The sequence below is a fragment of the Massilia sp. YIM B02769 genome, assembly GCF_030411995.1.
Lineage (GTDB): Bacteria > Pseudomonadota > Gammaproteobacteria > Burkholderiales > Burkholderiaceae_D > Telluria.
Genome location: NZ_JASNRC010000012.1, coordinates 168,531 through 183,140, shown reverse-complemented (window position 1 = coordinate 183,140; position 14,610 = coordinate 168,531). Strand labels below are relative to the sequence as shown.

The 14,610-nt window shown below is 64.4% G+C and carries 18 protein-coding genes; 7 read left to right on the top strand and 11 right to left on the bottom strand.

What is annotated here, in order from left to right; all coding sequences use genetic code 11:
* Positions 1 to 193 precede the first annotated feature (193 nt).
* Positions 194 to 799, bottom strand: a complete 606-nt coding sequence (locus tag QPK31_RS20025; protein WP_290424643.1) for a winged helix-turn-helix domain-containing protein — start codon at positions 797 to 799, stop codon at positions 194 to 196.
* 464 nt (positions 800 to 1,263) lie between these two features.
* Between QPK31_RS20025 and QPK31_RS20020 the strand changes: the two genes are divergently transcribed.
* Entirely contained in the window at positions 1,264 to 2,301 is a 1,038-nt protein-coding gene (locus QPK31_RS20020) for an OmpA family protein (protein ID WP_290424642.1), read from the top strand.
* A gap of 110 nt (positions 2,302 to 2,411) precedes the next feature.
* Entirely contained in the window at positions 2,412 to 3,326 is a 915-nt protein-coding gene (locus QPK31_RS20015) for a YihY/virulence factor BrkB family protein (RefSeq protein WP_313177403.1), read from the top strand.
* Positions 3,327 to 3,579: 253 nt separating this feature from the next.
* On the opposite strand, the gene QPK31_RS20010 is transcribed toward QPK31_RS20015, so the two are convergent.
* The 3 genes from QPK31_RS20010 to QPK31_RS20000 all read right to left on the bottom strand — a co-directional run bounded on the left by QPK31_RS20010 (position 3,580) and on the right by QPK31_RS20000 (position 5,884).
* Entirely contained in the window at positions 3,580 to 4,836 is a 1,257-nt protein-coding gene (locus QPK31_RS20010) for an AI-2E family transporter (protein ID WP_374045828.1), read from the bottom strand.
* 49 nt (positions 4,837 to 4,885) lie between these two features.
* The gene (locus tag QPK31_RS20005) at positions 4,886 to 5,200 is read right to left on the bottom strand and encodes a BON domain-containing protein (protein ID WP_290424640.1); all 315 of its coding nucleotides are present in this window, start codon (positions 5,198 to 5,200) and stop codon (positions 4,886 to 4,888) included.
* An 81-nt stretch (positions 5,201 to 5,281) separates the two neighbouring features.
* Positions 5,282 to 5,884 carry a hypothetical protein gene (locus QPK31_RS20000; RefSeq protein ID WP_290424639.1) on the bottom strand — a complete coding sequence of 201 codons (603 nt, stop codon included), beginning with the start codon at positions 5,882 to 5,884 and terminating at the stop codon, positions 5,282 to 5,284.
* A gap of 228 nt (positions 5,885 to 6,112) precedes the next feature.
* Here QPK31_RS20000 and QPK31_RS19995 point away from each other — a divergent pair, with 228 nt between their 5' ends.
* Together QPK31_RS19995 and QPK31_RS19990 are read left to right on the top strand one after the other, a co-directional pair.
* The gene (locus tag QPK31_RS19995; RefSeq protein ID WP_290424638.1) at positions 6,113 to 6,577 is read left to right on the top strand and encodes a glycine zipper 2TM domain-containing protein; all 465 of its coding nucleotides are present in this window, start codon (positions 6,113 to 6,115) and stop codon (positions 6,575 to 6,577) included.
* A 106-nt stretch (positions 6,578 to 6,683) separates the two neighbouring features.
* Complete coding sequence (locus tag QPK31_RS19990; RefSeq protein WP_290424637.1) at positions 6,684 to 7,106, top strand: hypothetical protein; 423 nt, start codon at positions 6,684 to 6,686, stop codon at positions 7,104 to 7,106.
* 191 nt (positions 7,107 to 7,297) lie between these two features.
* Here QPK31_RS19990 and QPK31_RS19985 read toward each other — a convergent pair whose 3' ends face one another.
* The 6 genes from QPK31_RS19985 to QPK31_RS19960 all read right to left on the bottom strand — a co-directional run bounded on the left by QPK31_RS19985 (position 7,298) and on the right by QPK31_RS19960 (position 10,495).
* Complete coding sequence (locus QPK31_RS19985; RefSeq protein ID WP_290424636.1) at positions 7,298 to 7,690, bottom strand: hypothetical protein; 393 nt, start codon at positions 7,688 to 7,690, stop codon at positions 7,298 to 7,300.
* Between the two features lie 21 nt (positions 7,691 to 7,711).
* On the bottom strand, positions 7,712 to 8,098 hold the full coding sequence (locus tag QPK31_RS19980; RefSeq protein ID WP_290424635.1) for a phage holin family protein: 387 nt from the start codon (positions 8,096 to 8,098) through the stop codon (positions 7,712 to 7,714).
* Between the two features lie 18 nt (positions 8,099 to 8,116).
* Positions 8,117 to 8,440 carry a YqjD family protein gene (locus QPK31_RS19975; protein WP_290424634.1) on the bottom strand — a complete coding sequence of 108 codons (324 nt, stop codon included), beginning with the start codon at positions 8,438 to 8,440 and terminating at the stop codon, positions 8,117 to 8,119.
* A 41-nt stretch (positions 8,441 to 8,481) separates the two neighbouring features.
* On the bottom strand, positions 8,482 to 9,021 hold the full coding sequence (locus tag QPK31_RS19970; RefSeq protein ID WP_290424633.1) for a bacterioferritin: 540 nt from the start codon (positions 9,019 to 9,021) through the stop codon (positions 8,482 to 8,484).
* Positions 9,022 to 9,055: 34 nt separating this feature from the next.
* Positions 9,056 to 9,979 (bottom strand): OmpA family protein, encoded by a 924-nt coding sequence (locus QPK31_RS19965; protein WP_290424632.1) that lies wholly within the window; start codon positions 9,977 to 9,979, stop codon positions 9,056 to 9,058.
* A gap of 129 nt (positions 9,980 to 10,108) precedes the next feature.
* On the bottom strand, positions 10,109 to 10,495 hold the full coding sequence (locus QPK31_RS19960) for a DUF4398 domain-containing protein (protein WP_290424631.1): 387 nt from the start codon (positions 10,493 to 10,495) through the stop codon (positions 10,109 to 10,111).
* Between the two features lie 188 nt (positions 10,496 to 10,683).
* On the opposite strand from QPK31_RS19960, the gene QPK31_RS19955 reads away from it, so the two are divergent.
* The 3 genes from QPK31_RS19955 (at position 10,684) to QPK31_RS19945 (ending at position 13,444) form a co-directional block, all read left to right on the top strand.
* Positions 10,684 to 12,747: an AsmA family protein gene (locus QPK31_RS19955; RefSeq protein ID WP_290424630.1), complete on the top strand. Its 2,064-nt coding sequence runs from the start codon at positions 10,684 to 10,686 to the stop codon at positions 12,745 to 12,747.
* A gap of 132 nt (positions 12,748 to 12,879) precedes the next feature.
* Positions 12,880 to 13,200: a BON domain-containing protein gene (locus QPK31_RS19950; RefSeq protein WP_290424629.1), complete on the top strand. Its 321-nt coding sequence runs from the start codon at positions 12,880 to 12,882 to the stop codon at positions 13,198 to 13,200.
* Positions 13,201 to 13,222: 22 nt separating this feature from the next.
* Positions 13,223 to 13,444 carry a glycine zipper 2TM domain-containing protein gene (locus tag QPK31_RS19945; protein ID WP_290424628.1) on the top strand — a complete coding sequence of 74 codons (222 nt, stop codon included), beginning with the start codon at positions 13,223 to 13,225 and terminating at the stop codon, positions 13,442 to 13,444.
* Between the two features lie 270 nt (positions 13,445 to 13,714).
* On the opposite strand, the gene QPK31_RS19940 is transcribed toward QPK31_RS19945, so the two are convergent.
* The gene (locus tag QPK31_RS19940) at positions 13,715 to 14,446 is read right to left on the bottom strand and encodes a Crp/Fnr family transcriptional regulator (RefSeq protein WP_290424627.1); all 732 of its coding nucleotides are present in this window, start codon (positions 14,444 to 14,446) and stop codon (positions 13,715 to 13,717) included.
* Between the last annotated feature and the right edge of the window lie 164 nt (positions 14,447 to 14,610).

Genomic DNA, 14,610 nt, shown 5'->3' with positions numbered 1-14,610 from the left:
GGGTTTTCAACTGCACCCGTCGAGCAGGGCCGTGGCTGGCGCAATGACAGCAAACAGCGCGCGATGGTGGCAATGGTGATGTTAACGGCAAACGCCGCACAAGGCGGCGTTTGCGTGACGACAGCGATCGTCGAATCAGGAGGGGCTTCGCGGGTCTCCACCGCTGCGCCCTTCCGGCAGGCGCAGGGGCGCGTTACTTGGCGACCTGGCCGGGGGCCGGGCCAAACAGGGCGGCGACCAGCGGATCGCGGGCGACCGGGCTGCGGTTCACGCGGATCGCGTAGTGGGTGTCGTCGGCCAGGATGTGGAAGTGGCGGCCGCTGCCGGCCATGCTCTGCTCGCGCAGGCCCGGACGCTCCTTGCGTGGGGCGGCGCCTTCGCGCTTCGGCTGGCAGATGGCGGCCAGGAAGGCTTTCACGCGTTCCTGGTCGGGGCAGATCTGGTACACGGCCTTGCCCAGGTAGGTGGCGGTGCCTTCGATGTAGCGGGCCAGTTCGATGACGCCGGCTTCGCGCAGGTCGCGGATGTACTTGCGTGCGCCGGACGGCGAGAATTTCAGGAACCATGCAATCTCGTCGGCGAGCATCTCATGGGTCGACAGTTCGTTGATCAGTTTTTGCATGTTCTCGATCCGGCGCTGGGTCGCCGAGGTAGACCGCACACGCTCGATCGGCGCCAACGAAATCGGGGCGCGTTCGGTCGGTTGGGGCGGCACGCGTTCGATCAGCGCTGAGTTGCTGGAAGTGTGCACTGCGCCGTGTTCGCCTTGCACCGCGTTGTGATGGGTCGTTGCATGCATGTTGGTGTACTCCGTTAGATAGAGAGAGACTGTGTGGTCCGGGTCGCTGTGTGTCTGTCTGACACCCTGACAACACCTTGGGTTCCGTTTAACTGGGCTCAAGATTGCCTGCGTCATCATCTCTGGTCTGTGCGCCAGCCCACATTGGCAAAATTCCACCCGGAATTTCGCCAAGCACACGTGTTATGAAAAATCAAACGAACTCCACTTAACATGCCCTCTGTTGCGCGGATACAACGGGGCATCAGAAAATTAGAAAGTTTCCTCCAATTAAGTTAAATGAACTTTCCCTCTATATAGAGCAATTGTGAAATCAAGCTGTCAACGTTGCGAATTTGTCACTCAGCAGTACCCATAGGTGCGCTAGCGCACGGACCCTACGGAACTCGACCTCGTATTCTTCACTCCAACATCACTGTCAAACATGCGATGTCACCCACCTTTTCAACTTATGGGAGTTTCCTGTGAATAATTCGAAGAAGATCGCCCTGGCCGTCGCCATGCTCTGTGCCGCTGGTTCCGCACTGGCTCAAGAAGCGTCGGAGATGATCAACCCGTCCTGGTACATCCAGCCTAGCGTTGTCGGCATGAAGCCTGACAGCAACTTCGGCACCGATGACAAGGACTGGGGCGGCGGCCTGAAGTTCGGCAAGGCCGTGCACCCGTACTGGGATATCCAGATGGGCGCGACGCACGTCCGCACCGAAGACGGCGCCGCGCGCTACCGCCAGACCACCCTGGGCGTCGATGCGCTGCTGATGCTGTCGCGTAAACAGTTCCGCCCATTCGTCCTGTTCGGCGTCGGCGCCGAGCGCGACAAGGTTGAAAACCAGTTCCGCCGCATCAGCAAGAACTCGCCATACGCCACCATGGGCGTCGGTTTCCAGGCCAGCCTGAGCCCGCAATGGTCGCTGCAGGCCGACATCCGTTCGGTGCGCGGCTTCCTGCGCCACGAAAGCGAGTACGGCTTCGAGCAAAGCAACAACAAGTACGTGACCGTCGGCCTGAACTACGCGTTCAACCCGCCGCCAGCACCGCCGGCACCGGCTCCTGTCGTCGAAACCCCGCCGCCGGCACCAGCCCCGGCTCCGGTCGCTCCGCCGCCACCACCGCCAGCACGCTTCGAAAAAGTGACGATGTCGGCTACCGAACTGTTCCAGTTCGACAAGGCTGAACTGCGCATGCCGCAGACCCGCCTGGACGAAATCGCCATGGCCCTGCAAGCCGACACCAGCATCACCAACGTCGACATCACCGGCTACACCGACCGCCTGGGCTCGGACAGCTACAACCAGAAGCTGTCGGAACGCCGCGCCAACGCCGTGCGTGACTACCTGGTCAGCAAAGGCATCGACGGCAGCCGCCTGAACGCCATCGGCAAGGGCGAATCGAATCCGGTCGTCGAGTGCAACGACAAGAAGCGCGCCGACCTGATCAAGTGCCTGGAACCGAACCGCCGCGTTGAAGTCGAGCAGATCACCATCGAAAAACGCGTGCAGTAATTCCGGTCCGCCGGCAGGGGCAATGACATATTGCCTCTTTATCCCGGACGTCCACGCGACGTCCGGCCCAAGGGGCTGCGTGCCCCTTTTTCTTTTTCTGGAGATCCGGTATGGCCGTCAAGCAATGGTTTCCATATTCACGCCAGATCATCCATGTGATGAAGTGCGCCGTCACCGAATGGCTGGCCCACCGCGCCGCCAGCAAGGGCGCCGCACTGGCTTACTACACCCTGTTCTCGCTGGCGCCGATCCTGGTGCTGGTGATCGCCGTAGCCGGCTTTTTCTACGGCGCCGAGGCGGCACAGGGGCAACTCTTCAACGAACTGCGCGGCCTGGTCGGCGCCCAGGGCGCCGATACCATCCAGGCCATCCTGGCGGGCGCACAAAACAAGGACAGCGGCCTGATGGCCACCATCATCGCCACCGTGCTGCTGCTGGTCGGCGCCACCTCGGTCTTCGCCGAACTGAAGGACAGCCTGGACGAGATCTGGGACGTGCCGCCGCCGAAGGACGCGAGCTGGTGGGACACGGTGCGCACGCGCCTGCTGTCGTTCGGCCTGATCCTGGTGCTGGGCTTCCTGCTGATGGTGTCGCTGGTCGTGAGCGCGGCGATGGCCGTAGTCGAAAATTATTTCGGCGGCATGTACAAGGAAGCGTCGATCATCGTCGGCTGGATTTCTTCCTGCATCAGCTTCCTGGTCATCGCCACCTTGTTCGGCACCATCTACAAGCTGCTGCCGCGCATCCACCTGTCCTGGCATGACGTGACCATCGGCGCGCTCGGCACCGCCGCCCTGTTCACGTTGGGCAAATACGGCATCGGCCTGTACATCGGCAACAGCGGCGCCGCCAGCAGCTTCGGCGCGGCCGGCTCGCTGATCGCCCTGCTGCTCTGGGTGTATTACTCGGCGCAGATCTTCTTCCTCGGCGCCGAGTTCGCGCGCCAGTACGCGCTGCAGCTGGGCAGCCTGCGGCACAAGCCGAAAGAAGAGACCGGGGCGAAGAACCTGAAGCGCATGAGCTGAAGTTTGGCTCGTAAGTGCAACAGCCGCGCGATGTCGCGGCTGTTTTTTTTGGGGAGGGAATTCGTGGCGGGTTGCGGCAAGTTCTTGGTGGGTTCGAGAACCCACCCTACGTCATGGATGACCGCGGTGATAGGTGGGTTCGAGAACCCACCCTACCTGGATGGGCGCGCGGTGGCAGGTGGGTTCGTGAACCCACCCTACCTGGATGGACGCACGGTGGCAGCTGGGTTCGAGAAACCGCCCTGCAAGGTTGTTATTCCCCGAGCAGCTCGGCCAGCGCTTCCATGCCCTCGACGCGCTCGGCCACCACCTTCAGGACCACCACCACCGGCACGCCGAGCAGCAGGCCCCACATGCCCCACAGCCAGCCCCAGAACAGCAGGCTGACGAACACGGCGGCCGGGTTCATCTTGGCGATCTTGCCGGTCATCCAGGTGGTGACGACCATGCCGACCAGGGTGGCGATGCCCATCGAGGCGCCGGCCACGAGGATGACCATGCGCAGCGACTCGAACTGCATGAAGGCGACCAGGCCGGTCGCCGAGGTGATCAGCAAGGGGCCGAAGTACGGCATGATGTGGGCCACGCCGGCGAAGATGGCCCAGGCGCCGGCGTTTTCCAGGCCGATGGCGCGCAGCGCCACCCACATCAGCAGCGCCAGCAGGATGTTGGTAACCAGCAGCATGAACATGTAGTTCTGGATCGAGGTGTTGATGTCGTCCAGGATGTGCACCGTCACTTTTTTACGCGTCAGCGAAGGGCCGGTGAGTTTCACCAGCTTGCGCTTGAAGGTGTCCCCGGCCAGCAGCAGGAAGAATACCAGGAACACCACCATGGTCGACTGGGTAACGAAAGAGGCCAGGCCGACCGAGCCGGCCAGCAGCCAGTCGGTGATGCGGAAGCTCGACGAATGCTGGGCCGCGATCGTCGGGCGGCGTTGAATCAGGCGCGGATTGGCGCCGACGTTGGCGGTGGCCTGCTCGATCTCGGCGGCGGCCTTTTGCACGCGCTGGATGGTCGAGCCCTCGCCGCCGGTGGCACTGGTGACCAGCTTGGTCACCTTGTGGGTGAGCGTCGGTAGCTCGTCGAGGATGTTGAAGAATTCGTCCTGCAGCCGCCACATGGTCGCACCCATGCCGCCCAGCAGCACGGCGGTGACGATGGTGGCGCCGACAACGCGCGGAATGCGCAGGCGTTCGAGCCAGCGTACGACCGGACTCAGGGTATAGGCGATGAAGATGCCGAGCAGGAGCGGCACGAAGAATTTTTGCGCCCATTGCAGCGCGAACACGAAGGCCACGGTGGCCAGGATGCCCAGCGACAGGCCGCGCGCGTTGACGTGGATGGGAAGACGCAGGCCGTTCGCGTGAAGGGCGAGGTCGTCGGGATGATGCGCTTGACTGGAAGAACTGTCCGGCGTCACGGAGGTGACGGTGACGGCCGGACTATCCTCGAGGGCGGCGGACTTGTGTGGCTCGGCGGCTGCCGAGCCCGGACTGGCGAGTTGCATATGTTTGCCGAATGTTAGTCGCCGGACCGCGCCGCCCCGGCTGCGTTGATTACTTCACGCGGATGTCGTTCTTGACCGATGTTACACCCTTGACGCCGCGGGCAATCTGGACAGCTTTCTGTGCATCGCCGGCATCCGACACGAAGCCCGACAGCTGGACGTCGCCCTTGAAGGTTTCGACGTTGATCTCGGTGGCTTTCACGTTCGAATCGGCGGCGAAGGCGGCTTTCACCTTGGCGGTGATGACGCTGTCGTCGACGTATTCGCCGGCGCTTTCCTTTTGCGGGCCCGAAGCGCAACCAACCATGGTGAAGGCGAGCGCGCCGGTGAAGACAGCGGTAGCAAGGCGTTGGGTGAGTTTCATGATGTATCCCTTTCTTCGTTGGTCAAAAATGATATTAACTGCATCGTTTTTACTGCGTGCTCGTTGGAGCGGGCCGGTACGTCACTTGCCGTACGCGGTTTTTGCGGCCTGGACGCATTGGTCCTTCGCCGCGCCGGCAAACGCGTCGCACTTCTGGAGTGCGACCCGGTATTCAGCCGTCAGTTTGTCTTCACGCGCATTGCTGCGCGCTTCGATCATCTTGCGGTCCGCGGTGGCATCGGCCTGGGCGGCAACCAGGGTCGCCTTGGCCTGCTTGATGCACACGTCGCGGTCGTTGCCCGCCAGCGCCCCGCAGCGCGCCTTGTCGCGCGCATGGTTGGCGTCGGCGATGCGCATGCGGGCCTGGGTATAGGCCTTCAGGGTGTTCTTGTAGGCGGCACTCGCTTCCTCTTCGGTGCGCACGCGCTCCGCCTTGGCTTCGGCCTCGCACACGTCGTGCGGGTTGCCGCTCAGGCTGTCGCAGCGCACCCGCGCCGCCTTGTAGTTCGCAGCCGCCGTATCGCGCGCCCGCTCGTAGGCCGTCTTGGCATCCGGCACCGGCGCTGCAGGGACTGCGCTGGCGGCGGCCGGGCTGGCCGGCGGCGTTGTGACAGCCTGGGCGCGTGCATGGCCGGCCCACGCCAGGGCGGCGCCGAGAATCAGTAGCACATGCGTATTTTTCATTCTTGTCGTCATGGTTCTGTAGGTCCGATTAGTGCTGGTGGTGCTCATCAATTCGCAACACGATAGTGACGTTTTACGCCGTTCGCAGGCGGCTTTCTGTACGGTGTCGAACACAACAGCGTGATGATGCTCAGCATGAGCAACTCGGCAACAATGAGTGCGTCATCGCACAGACCTCGGGCGCGCGCCTGCCTATTCTGGCCTCACATCATTTGCCAGGAGAACAATATGAAAGCCACTCGCACCCTTGCAGCTGCAGTCGTCGCCGTCAGCGCCGTCCTCGCCGGTTGCGCCAGCAATTCGCCTTCGTACAGCAACAATGGCTACAACAGCGGCTACAACAACACCGCCTCGATGGGCTACGGCACGATCGAGTCGATCCAGGTAACCCAGGCCGAGAACCGCACCAGCGGCGGCGGCGCCGTGGCCGGCGCCCTGATCGGCGCACTGGCCGGCAACCAGGTCGGCAGCGGCAGCGGCCGCACCGCGGCCACCGTGGCCGGCGGCGTCGCCGGCGCCGCGATCGGCAACAACGTCGAGCGCAACCGCAATGCCGGCAATGGCCAGGAGATGTACCAGGTAAACGTGCGCATGGATAACGGCGAATACCGCACCGTGGTCCAGGACAGCGTCTACGACCTGCGCGTGGGTAACCGCGTGCGCCTGGTCGACGGCCGCGTTTACCGCTACTAAGACCAGGCACCGGGGCCGGCTGCGCGCTGGCCTGCCCTTGCGGCCTGTCGATGCATTCTGCCCACGGGCCGGCCTATGCCGGCCCGCATCCTTTGTGGAGGTCATCATGAAAGTTCGAACGCTTATCCAGCCTGCCCTGCTCGGCATCCTGCTCGCAGGCGCCGCGCCGCTGGCGCTGGCCCAGGCCAGCACCGACGCCAACGTGCCGCCCGCCGCCGCCAGCAAGCAGGCGCGCGAGATCGCGCAAGGCGATCCGGTGCGCTGGTACAAGGAAGACACGACGCGCCAGGAGCGCATGCGCACGCGCACCAAGGAAATCGGCGCCGCCCTGGATGAAGCGAAGAATGCCTGCAAGCAGCAACCCGCGGCCGAGCGCCAGGCCTGCCTGCAAACGGCCCAGGCAACCTGGGAAACGGAGATGAAGGCGCTGCGCGCCAACGCGCCGGTGCAGGCGGGTAGCGCCGGCACCGGCCATGCCGCAAGCACGGGCCATACCGGCGGCGAAGGCAGGACCACGGTCGGACGCTAGCGCGTCGCGGTGGGGGCGCCGGTGCGCTGGCGCCTGGCGCCACGCGGCTCCAGCACGACGGCAAAAAAAGACGGCGCCCAATCAACGATTGCGACGCCGCTCAAGCCCCACCATATTCTTCCGTCCACGCCGTGGCGCTTCGGGTGCAGCGGCGCGGTTGCCCGCACCCCTGTGTTTCGACCTGGCGGCGCTCAGGCCACGTCGCGCGCCGCCCGCCGCTTTTGCACGAACCAGCCCACCACACCCAGCAATACCGCCCCGGCCAGTGCCTGCTTGCCCATGCGCCGCTGGCGCACGAAGTTGAAGGCAGCCAGGCCATACGGCATCAGGACCGAGATGCTGGTGCCCGTGGGTTTCAGCAGAGCATCAGCCCTGGCCCGCAGTGCCCATGTCGCGTGGTCGAAAGCAGAATGTAACATGACTTCGGGCCGCGCGCCGTGTTTCACTTGTGCGCGGGCATAGGCAACGCCTGCACGGTAGAACTCGCCCTCGCGCAGCAGCTCGGCCTTGCGGGTTGCCGGGTCGCGGCTGTGCTTGTGACCAGCCAGGCCGGTCGGTTCGTCATTATGATGATGCTTGTCCATGTACCCTCCCCTGGTTGACGCTTACAGCAGTGCGTCGCGGTCGTTGCGCAGTTCGTTCATCGTTTCCGGGAAGGCGAGCTTGCCCTGCTTCAGCATCGCCATTCCCTTCATCACCAGCACGGCCGTGATGACGAGGAACACGAGGAACAGCACCAGCAGGATCTTCCAGCCCATGGCGTCCCAGGCCAGCGCCACGATTGTCGCGGTGCCGTAGGCCAGTGCGAACCACACGGCGAGGACCGCACCAGCGAAGATCGCCAGCAGTTCGATCGCGTGGTTGCGCACTTCCGACAACTCGAGTGCCGCCAATTCCACGCGGGACACGATGAGGCCGAACAGGTTCTTCGCCAGGCCGGAGATGCCGCCCATGAGTCCGGGACCATGTACAACGGTGTCGGTCTTTTCCATGGCGTTCTCCGGCGGTGATTATTTACGACCCAGAACGATGCCGACCAGCAGGCCGACGCTGGCGGCGGCGACCACGGTGCGCCATGGATTGTCTTTAACATAGACATCGGCCGTGTGCGCCAGTTCCTTGCTCTTGACGACAGCTTGACCCTGGTACTGGCTGGCCTTGCCCATGGCGCGGTCCAGCATTTCCATGCCGCGCGAACGCAGCTCGTCGGCCTTGTCGCCGGTCAGCGAAGCGGCGGCGCTCAGCAGCGATTGCGCATCCTTGACCAGGGCTTTCATGTCGGCGCTGGCGTCTTTCATGTTGTTGTCGATCGAGCGGGCGTTGGTGTCTTGCATGATGCACTCCTGTTGTTGGTTATAAGGTTGGGGTTAAACGTTTACGGCACGAGGAAATCGCGCATGTCGTCGGCGTGCTCTTCCTCGACGGCGAGGATCTCGGTGAGCATCTGGCGCGTGGTCGGGTCCTTGTCGCCGATCGCCGCGATCATCTGGCGGTAGGACTCGATGGCCACGCGCTCGGCGATCAGGTCGGCGCGCACCATGGCCTGCGTGTCGTCGGAATCGTCGTACTCGGCATGCGAACGCGCGGTCAGCGTGGCCGGGTTGAAGTTCGGCGAACCGTTCAGTTGCACGATGCGCTCGGCGATGCGGTCGGCGTGGTCCTGCTCCTGCTGGGCGTGCTCGAGGAACTCGGTCTTCAGGGCGCCGTTGTTCGGCCCACTGACGGTGTAGTAGTGCCGCTTGTAGCGCAGCACGCACAGCAGCTCGGTGGCGAGCGCATCGTTGAGCATGGCGATGACGGCTTCGCGGTCGGCCGCGTAGCCTTCGGTGACGGCGCCTTCGTCGATGTTGGCCGCGGCGCGGCGGATGGCTTCGATATCGAAACCATGCGCCAGGGGCTTGCCGGTATGTTCCATGATGCTTCCTTTATTTCAAATCCGCGTACTGGGCTCAGCGTCCGGCGGTGCGCTGCGGAATCGGCGCATTGCCGTTCGACAGCACGATCTCCACGCGGCGGTTCAGCTGGCGGTTGCCGGCGTTGTCGTTGGCCGCGACCGGGAAGGCTTCACCATAGGCCTTGGTGGCGATGCGCTGGCGCTCGACACCCATTTCGCCCAGTGCCGTGGCCACCGCATTCGCGCGGCGCTGCGACAAGTCCTGGTTGTAGCTCGAGCTGCCGGTGCTGTCGGTAAACCCTTCGACCAGCACGGTACGCTCCGGGTTCTGCTGCATCACCTCGGCGAGCTTGCGCAGGGTCGAGGTTCCGTTCGGCGTCAGCGTGGCCTGGTTGGTGGCGAACAGCACGTCGCCGATGGTGACGACCATGCCGCGCTCGGTCTGCTTGGCGTGCAGCTCGACCAGCATCGCTTCGAGCTTGGCGGCGCGTTCGGCCAGGGCGCGGTTCTGCTCGGCGGCGGCATTTGCCTGCTGCTGGGCGGTCATGGCGGCGGCCTGCGCGGCTTCGGCTTCGCGTTTCGCGCGTTCGGCTTCGCGTTTCGCGCGTTCGGCTTCGGCGGTGCGCGCTTCCAGGCGCACGGCGTTGCGCTCCATCGAGGCGTTCGCGATGTTGGCTTCGGCGGCCTTGGCGCGCGCCACTTCCTGGGCGGTGGCGATCTTCTGTTTCGCCACATAGGCCAGGCGGTCGATGTCTTCCAGGCTTTCCTTCTTGGCGGCGGCGGTATTGGCGCGGTCGAGCGCGGCGCTGGCGTCGCGGAACTCCAGCGGCGCGTAGGTCGAGACTTGCGGGTTATTGTTGGCGGAAACGAAATCGGCGCGCGCCTGGTCCAGCGTCGGCGTGGTGGTCGGCGTGCTGCTGCAGGCGGCCAGCAGGATGGCGCTGGCGAAGACGGCCGGTTTCAGGAAACGGTTTTTCATGTTCTTGCCCTCCTTGATGGCGCCGCCGCATGCCTGCGGGCGGCGCTCCTCGCTATCGTTGGCGGAAAAAGAGGCGCGCCACAGGCGCGGCCCCTGCTCTTCTGGTACTGCGCTCAGTTACTACAGTCTTTATTGCGAGTTTGCGCGTTCGACTTCCTGGCGCAGCACGCGCAGGTCTTCGTTCAGCGCGTCGGATGCGGCGGTGGCCTTGGCCGAGTTCGCCTTGCTCTGCGCCAGTTGCGCATCGGCCTGGGCCTGCATGGCCAGCTCGCGCGCCAGCTTGTAGTCGCGTGCGGCCAGGGCTTCGTTGGCGCGCATCATCTTGGCGCGCGCCGCGGTGATCTCGGCCGGGGCCAGCTCGGCGGCGCCCGCCTGCACGGCGTTCTGGACTGCATTGCGCGACACCGCGACATCGGCGGTGGCCGGCGCTTTCTGGCTGGCGCAACCGGTCAGTACCAGCATCGCCGCAAGGGCGGCACTGCCAACTACACGCTTCATCGGGAATTGCTTGTCCATCCTGTTCTCCTGTTTATGTGAGGAAGTTGTTAACGTTATAAGCCTGTTATCAGACGAGTTCGGTACGCTAGCGCACACTGACCATAGATCGCAATGCTCATCCGTTTTCAGCGTGCGACACCGCACATTGATGACCCTTGCCTTTGCGCTAAGCTGGCTTCAACACTGACACCCAGCGAAGGATCGTCATGCCAGACACCACCACTCCCCAGCACGGCAGCGTCAAGCCCCACAGCGGCCGCCGCAAGAAAATCATCCTCGGCGCAATCGGTATCCTGATTGCGATCCCGGTCATCGCCGTCATTTTCATCCTGACCTTTGACTGGAACAAGGCCCGCCCCTGGCTGAATGCCAAGGTGAGCGAAGCCATCGAACGCCCGTTCGCCATCCGCGGCAACCTCAACGTGGAATGGGAAATCCCTGCGCGCAAGATGGCGCCGGGCGACCGCAACCTGCGCGACTGGATCCCCTGGCCGCACCTGATCGCCAACGACGTCCACGTCGGCAACCCGGCCCACATGCAGCAGGCCGACATGGCGGCTGTCAAACAGTTTTCGTTCTCGCTGAACCCGCTCGGCCTGCTGCACCACACGATCGGCATCCCGGTACTGCGCTTCGACGCGCCGCGCGTCGACCTGGTGCGCACCGACGCCAGCCACTACAACTGGGTCTACAAGAAGCAGGAAAAGGAATCGAAGTGGAAGCTCGACCTCGAGCGCATCGTCCTCACCGACGGCGTGGTGCGCTTCGTCGACGCGGTCACCAAGGCCGACGTCACGGCGAATGTGCGCACCCTGGCCAACGATCCGAAATACGGGGTCAGCTTCGAGGTCGGCGGCAGCTACAACGGCGCCCCGGTCACGGGCGGCGGCAAGGTAGGCCAGGTGCTGTCGCTGAAGGACCAGAACACGCCCTACCCGGTCCAGGCCGACATGCGCAGCGGCCCCAGCCGCATCGCGATCGAAGGCACGGTCACCTCCCCGGCCAGGCTGAAGGCGGTCGATTTGCAGCTGGAACTGGCCGGCCGCAGCATGGCGCGCCTGTACAACTTCACTGGCATCACGCTGCCGGAAACCCCGGCCTTCTCGACCTCGGGCCGCCTGCGCGGCGAGCTCGACCGTGAATACGGCCGCTGGACCTACGAGGACTTCAAGGGCAAGGTCGGCAGCAGCGACATCCACGGCAAACTGGTCTACGAAGGCGGCAAGCCGCGCGGCAAGCTGTCGGGCAACGTGGCGTCGAACAAGCTGGTGTTCGAGGATCTCGGTCCGCTGGTCGGCGCCGACTCGAACGCGAGCAAGAAGGCGCGCGGCGTCGAGGCCGTGCAGCCGGGCGGCAAGGTCTTGCCGGTGGAAGAGTTCCGCACCGAGCGCTGGAAAGCCATCGATGCCGACGTGCGCTACGCGGCGGACAGGATTGTCCGCGAGAAGACCCTGCCGATCAGCAAGCTCTCGGCCCACCTGATCATGAAGGACGGCGTCATCACCCTGGCCCCGCTCGACTTCGGCGTGGCCGGCGGCACCCTGCGCTCGACCATCCGTTTAGATGGCAGCGGCAAGGCCGGCAACACCATCGCGGCCACCGCCAAGGTCTCGGCGCGCCACATCCAGATCAAGCAGCTGTTCCCGACCATCGAGCAGATGCAGGCCACCGTCGGCCAGGTGAACGGCGACGCGCAGCTGTCGGCCACCGGCACCTCGGTCGCCGCCCTGCTCGGCACCTCGAACGGCGAGGTGAAGGCGCTGGTGAACCAGGGCACGATCAGCAAGATGCTGCTCGAAATGGCCGGACTGAACGTCGGCAACATCGTCCTGACCAAGCTGTTCGGCGACAAGCCGGTGGAGTTGAACTGCCTGGCGGCCGACTTCGATGTCAAGAAGGGCGTGATGCAGTCGCAGGTGTTCGTGGTCGATACGAAAGAGGCGATCATCAACGTCAGCGGCAACGTGAACCTGGGCAACGAGGGCATGAACCTGACGGTGAAACCCGAGACCAAGGCCCTGCGCCTGTTCACGCTGCGCGCGCCGCTGTACGTGCGCGGCACCTTCAGCGACCCCGACGTGTCGGTCGACAAGAAGACGCTGGCCCTGAAGGCGGGCGGCGCGGCAGCCCTGGCGACCATCGCCGCGCCGGTGGCGGCCCTGCTCCCGCTGATCAATACCGGCCCTGGCGAGAACAGCGACTGCGCCAGGCTAGTGGCCCTGGCGAACGCCAAGCCAACCGCGCCACCGCCTGGCAAGACCAAGAAGTAATGGATGAGAGACAGGTGCAATGCGCCATGAAACGGGGCCAGCCACAGTGTGTGTTGCCGAACAGACCACATTGCCGCGATGGCCTATTCTGAACCCATCGCCGGACCGTAGAACGGCATTCGAGGAACCTGCATGACGCACTGGAAAGCGGCCGCGGCACTGTGTGCGGCCCTGGGCATCGGAGGCATGGCCAGCGGCTGTGCCACTTCCGGCAACGTGCCGGGAAGGACCGAGGCCCGGGCCGTGGACGACGCCACGATCACCACCGGTGTGCAGGCGGCGATCGGCAAGGCGCCGGAGCTGCAGGCAGCGGACATCGATGTCGCGACCCGCGAAGGCATTGTCAGGCTGAGCGGTTATGTCGGCTCGGCAGAGAATGTGGCAACCGCAGCGTCGGTTGCGCGCACCGTGAAGGGCGTCAAGTCGGTCCATAACGACCTGCGCCTGAAGTAAAACCCCACCCAAGGAGATCATCATGAAAACCATCAAACAACTGGCAGTGAGCGCAACCATCGCAACCCTGGCCCTGGGCCTGACCGGCTGCGCCGGCATGTCGCAGCAGGACAAGAACACCGCCATCGGCGCCGGCGCCGGCGCAGTGGTCGGCGGCGTCCTGACCGGTGGCTCGGCAGTCGGCACCGTTGGCGGCGCAGCTGTCGGCGGCGTGATCGGCAACCAGACCGGTAAAACGAACTAAATCGTTTTCAGCCCGATGCGACAACGCCCCGCTTGCGGGGCGTTGTTGTTTGTGGGGGGCGTTTTTGTTTATGGGGACGTTGTTGTTGACGGGGCGAGGTTTGTCAATGGGGGCGATGACCGTGGAATAGGTAGGGTGGGCGCTCCTGTGCCCACGCGTGAAGCATGATCATTGTTGGCGTCGTATCGAGACGAACCAGGCCAACAATGATCGGCGTTCACGCGTGGGCACGGGGCGCCTAGCGCGGCCCGGCCCACCCTACGCGCCAAATTAGACGAAGGCGCTCGACAAGGCCCCGACCGACGCATCCTTGACGATCTCGTAGCAGGTGCAGGCCGCCGCCGCCAGCCCGACCGGATCGAGGATCTCGATGTTGCCGCGGCTGTAGATGATCAGCCCCTGCTGCTGCAGCGCGCTGGCCGCCTTCGTCACGCCGACCCGGCGCACCCCCAACGCGTGGGCCAGGAACTCGTGCGTGAGGTGGAACTTGTCGGACTGCAGGCGGTCGCGCGTGATCAGCAGCGAGCGCGCCAGGCGCGCTTCCAATACGTGGAAACGGCTGCAGACGGCGATCTGGATCGCCTGCGCCAGCAGCGTGTCGGTATAGCGGTAGAGCACGCGCTGCAGTGCCGGGTTGCGTGCGAACTCGGCGCGGAAGTCGCTGCTGCGCATGCGGCTGGCGCTGCCGGGACGCTGCACCACGGCGCGTGTTTGCGCCGTCTGGTGGCCGAGCGCGACAGTGGCGCCAAGCATGCCTTCGCGTCCGACCAGGCCGACCTCGAGCGTCAGGCGCCCGCCGGCGACGCCGAGCAGCGAAATCAGGCAATCGTGGGGAAAGTAAATGTGGTGGAAGGGCTCGCCCGCTTCGGACAGCACCTCTCCTGCTTCGACCTTTACCTGGTCGAGCATCGGCAACACCTGGGCCAGCTCCTGCGGCGGGAGCGCGGCCAGCAACAAATTGGCGTTGTGCTCGGCGACGTCGTGGGAAGCGGCAAAGTTCATCGGACCCTCGTAGTAGGCTGCACGCGTCCCGCCTTTCAATGGAAAGGATGGGCTGCGGGCGGCGGATACATTTGCAAACAATTTCGATCAGGGTAAAGCCGACCATAGGGAGAAGTATGTTCGGTGACGCACGGAATAGCTTGTTGTTCCTGAGGACAATCCTA

Coding starts and splice junctions, on each gene's coding strand:
- QPK31_RS19965 (WP_290424632.1), bottom strand. CDS start 9,979: ATGAAAAACCGTTTCCTGAAACCGGCCGTCTTCGCCAGCGCCATCCTG.
- QPK31_RS20010 (WP_374045828.1), bottom strand. CDS start 4,836: ATGCAACTCGCCAGTCCGGGCTCGGCAGCCGCCGAGCCACACAAGTCC.
- QPK31_RS19980 (WP_290424635.1), bottom strand. CDS start 8,098: ATGGAAAAGACCGACACCGTTGTACATGGTCCCGGACTCATGGGCGGC.
- QPK31_RS19945 (WP_290424628.1), top strand. CDS start 13,223: ATGAAAACCATCAAACAACTGGCAGTGAGCGCAACCATCGCAACCCTG.
- QPK31_RS19950 (WP_290424629.1), top strand. CDS start 12,880: ATGACGCACTGGAAAGCGGCCGCGGCACTGTGTGCGGCCCTGGGCATC.
- QPK31_RS19990 (WP_290424637.1), top strand. CDS start 6,684: ATGAAAGTTCGAACGCTTATCCAGCCTGCCCTGCTCGGCATCCTGCTC.
- QPK31_RS19975 (WP_290424634.1), bottom strand. CDS start 8,440: ATGCAAGACACCAACGCCCGCTCGATCGACAACAACATGAAAGACGCC.
- QPK31_RS19940 (WP_290424627.1), bottom strand. CDS start 14,446: ATGAACTTTGCCGCTTCCCACGACGTCGCCGAGCACAACGCCAATTTG.
- QPK31_RS19955 (WP_290424630.1), top strand. CDS start 10,684: ATGCCAGACACCACCACTCCCCAGCACGGCAGCGTCAAGCCCCACAGC.
- QPK31_RS19970 (WP_290424633.1), bottom strand. CDS start 9,021: ATGGAACATACCGGCAAGCCCCTGGCGCATGGTTTCGATATCGAAGCC.
- QPK31_RS20025 (WP_290424643.1), bottom strand. CDS start 799: ATGCATGCAACGACCCATCACAACGCGGTGCAAGGCGAACACGGCGCA.
- QPK31_RS20005 (WP_290424640.1), bottom strand. CDS start 5,200: ATGAAACTCACCCAACGCCTTGCTACCGCTGTCTTCACCGGCGCGCTC.
- QPK31_RS20015 (WP_313177403.1), top strand. CDS start 2,412: ATGGCCGTCAAGCAATGGTTTCCATATTCACGCCAGATCATCCATGTG.
- QPK31_RS19985 (WP_290424636.1), bottom strand. CDS start 7,690: ATGGACAAGCATCATCATAATGACGAACCGACCGGCCTGGCTGGTCAC.
- QPK31_RS19960 (WP_290424631.1), bottom strand. CDS start 10,495: ATGGACAAGCAATTCCCGATGAAGCGTGTAGTTGGCAGTGCCGCCCTT.
- QPK31_RS19995 (WP_290424638.1), top strand. CDS start 6,113: ATGAAAGCCACTCGCACCCTTGCAGCTGCAGTCGTCGCCGTCAGCGCC.
- QPK31_RS20000 (WP_290424639.1), bottom strand. CDS start 5,884: ATGAAAAATACGCATGTGCTACTGATTCTCGGCGCCGCCCTGGCGTGG.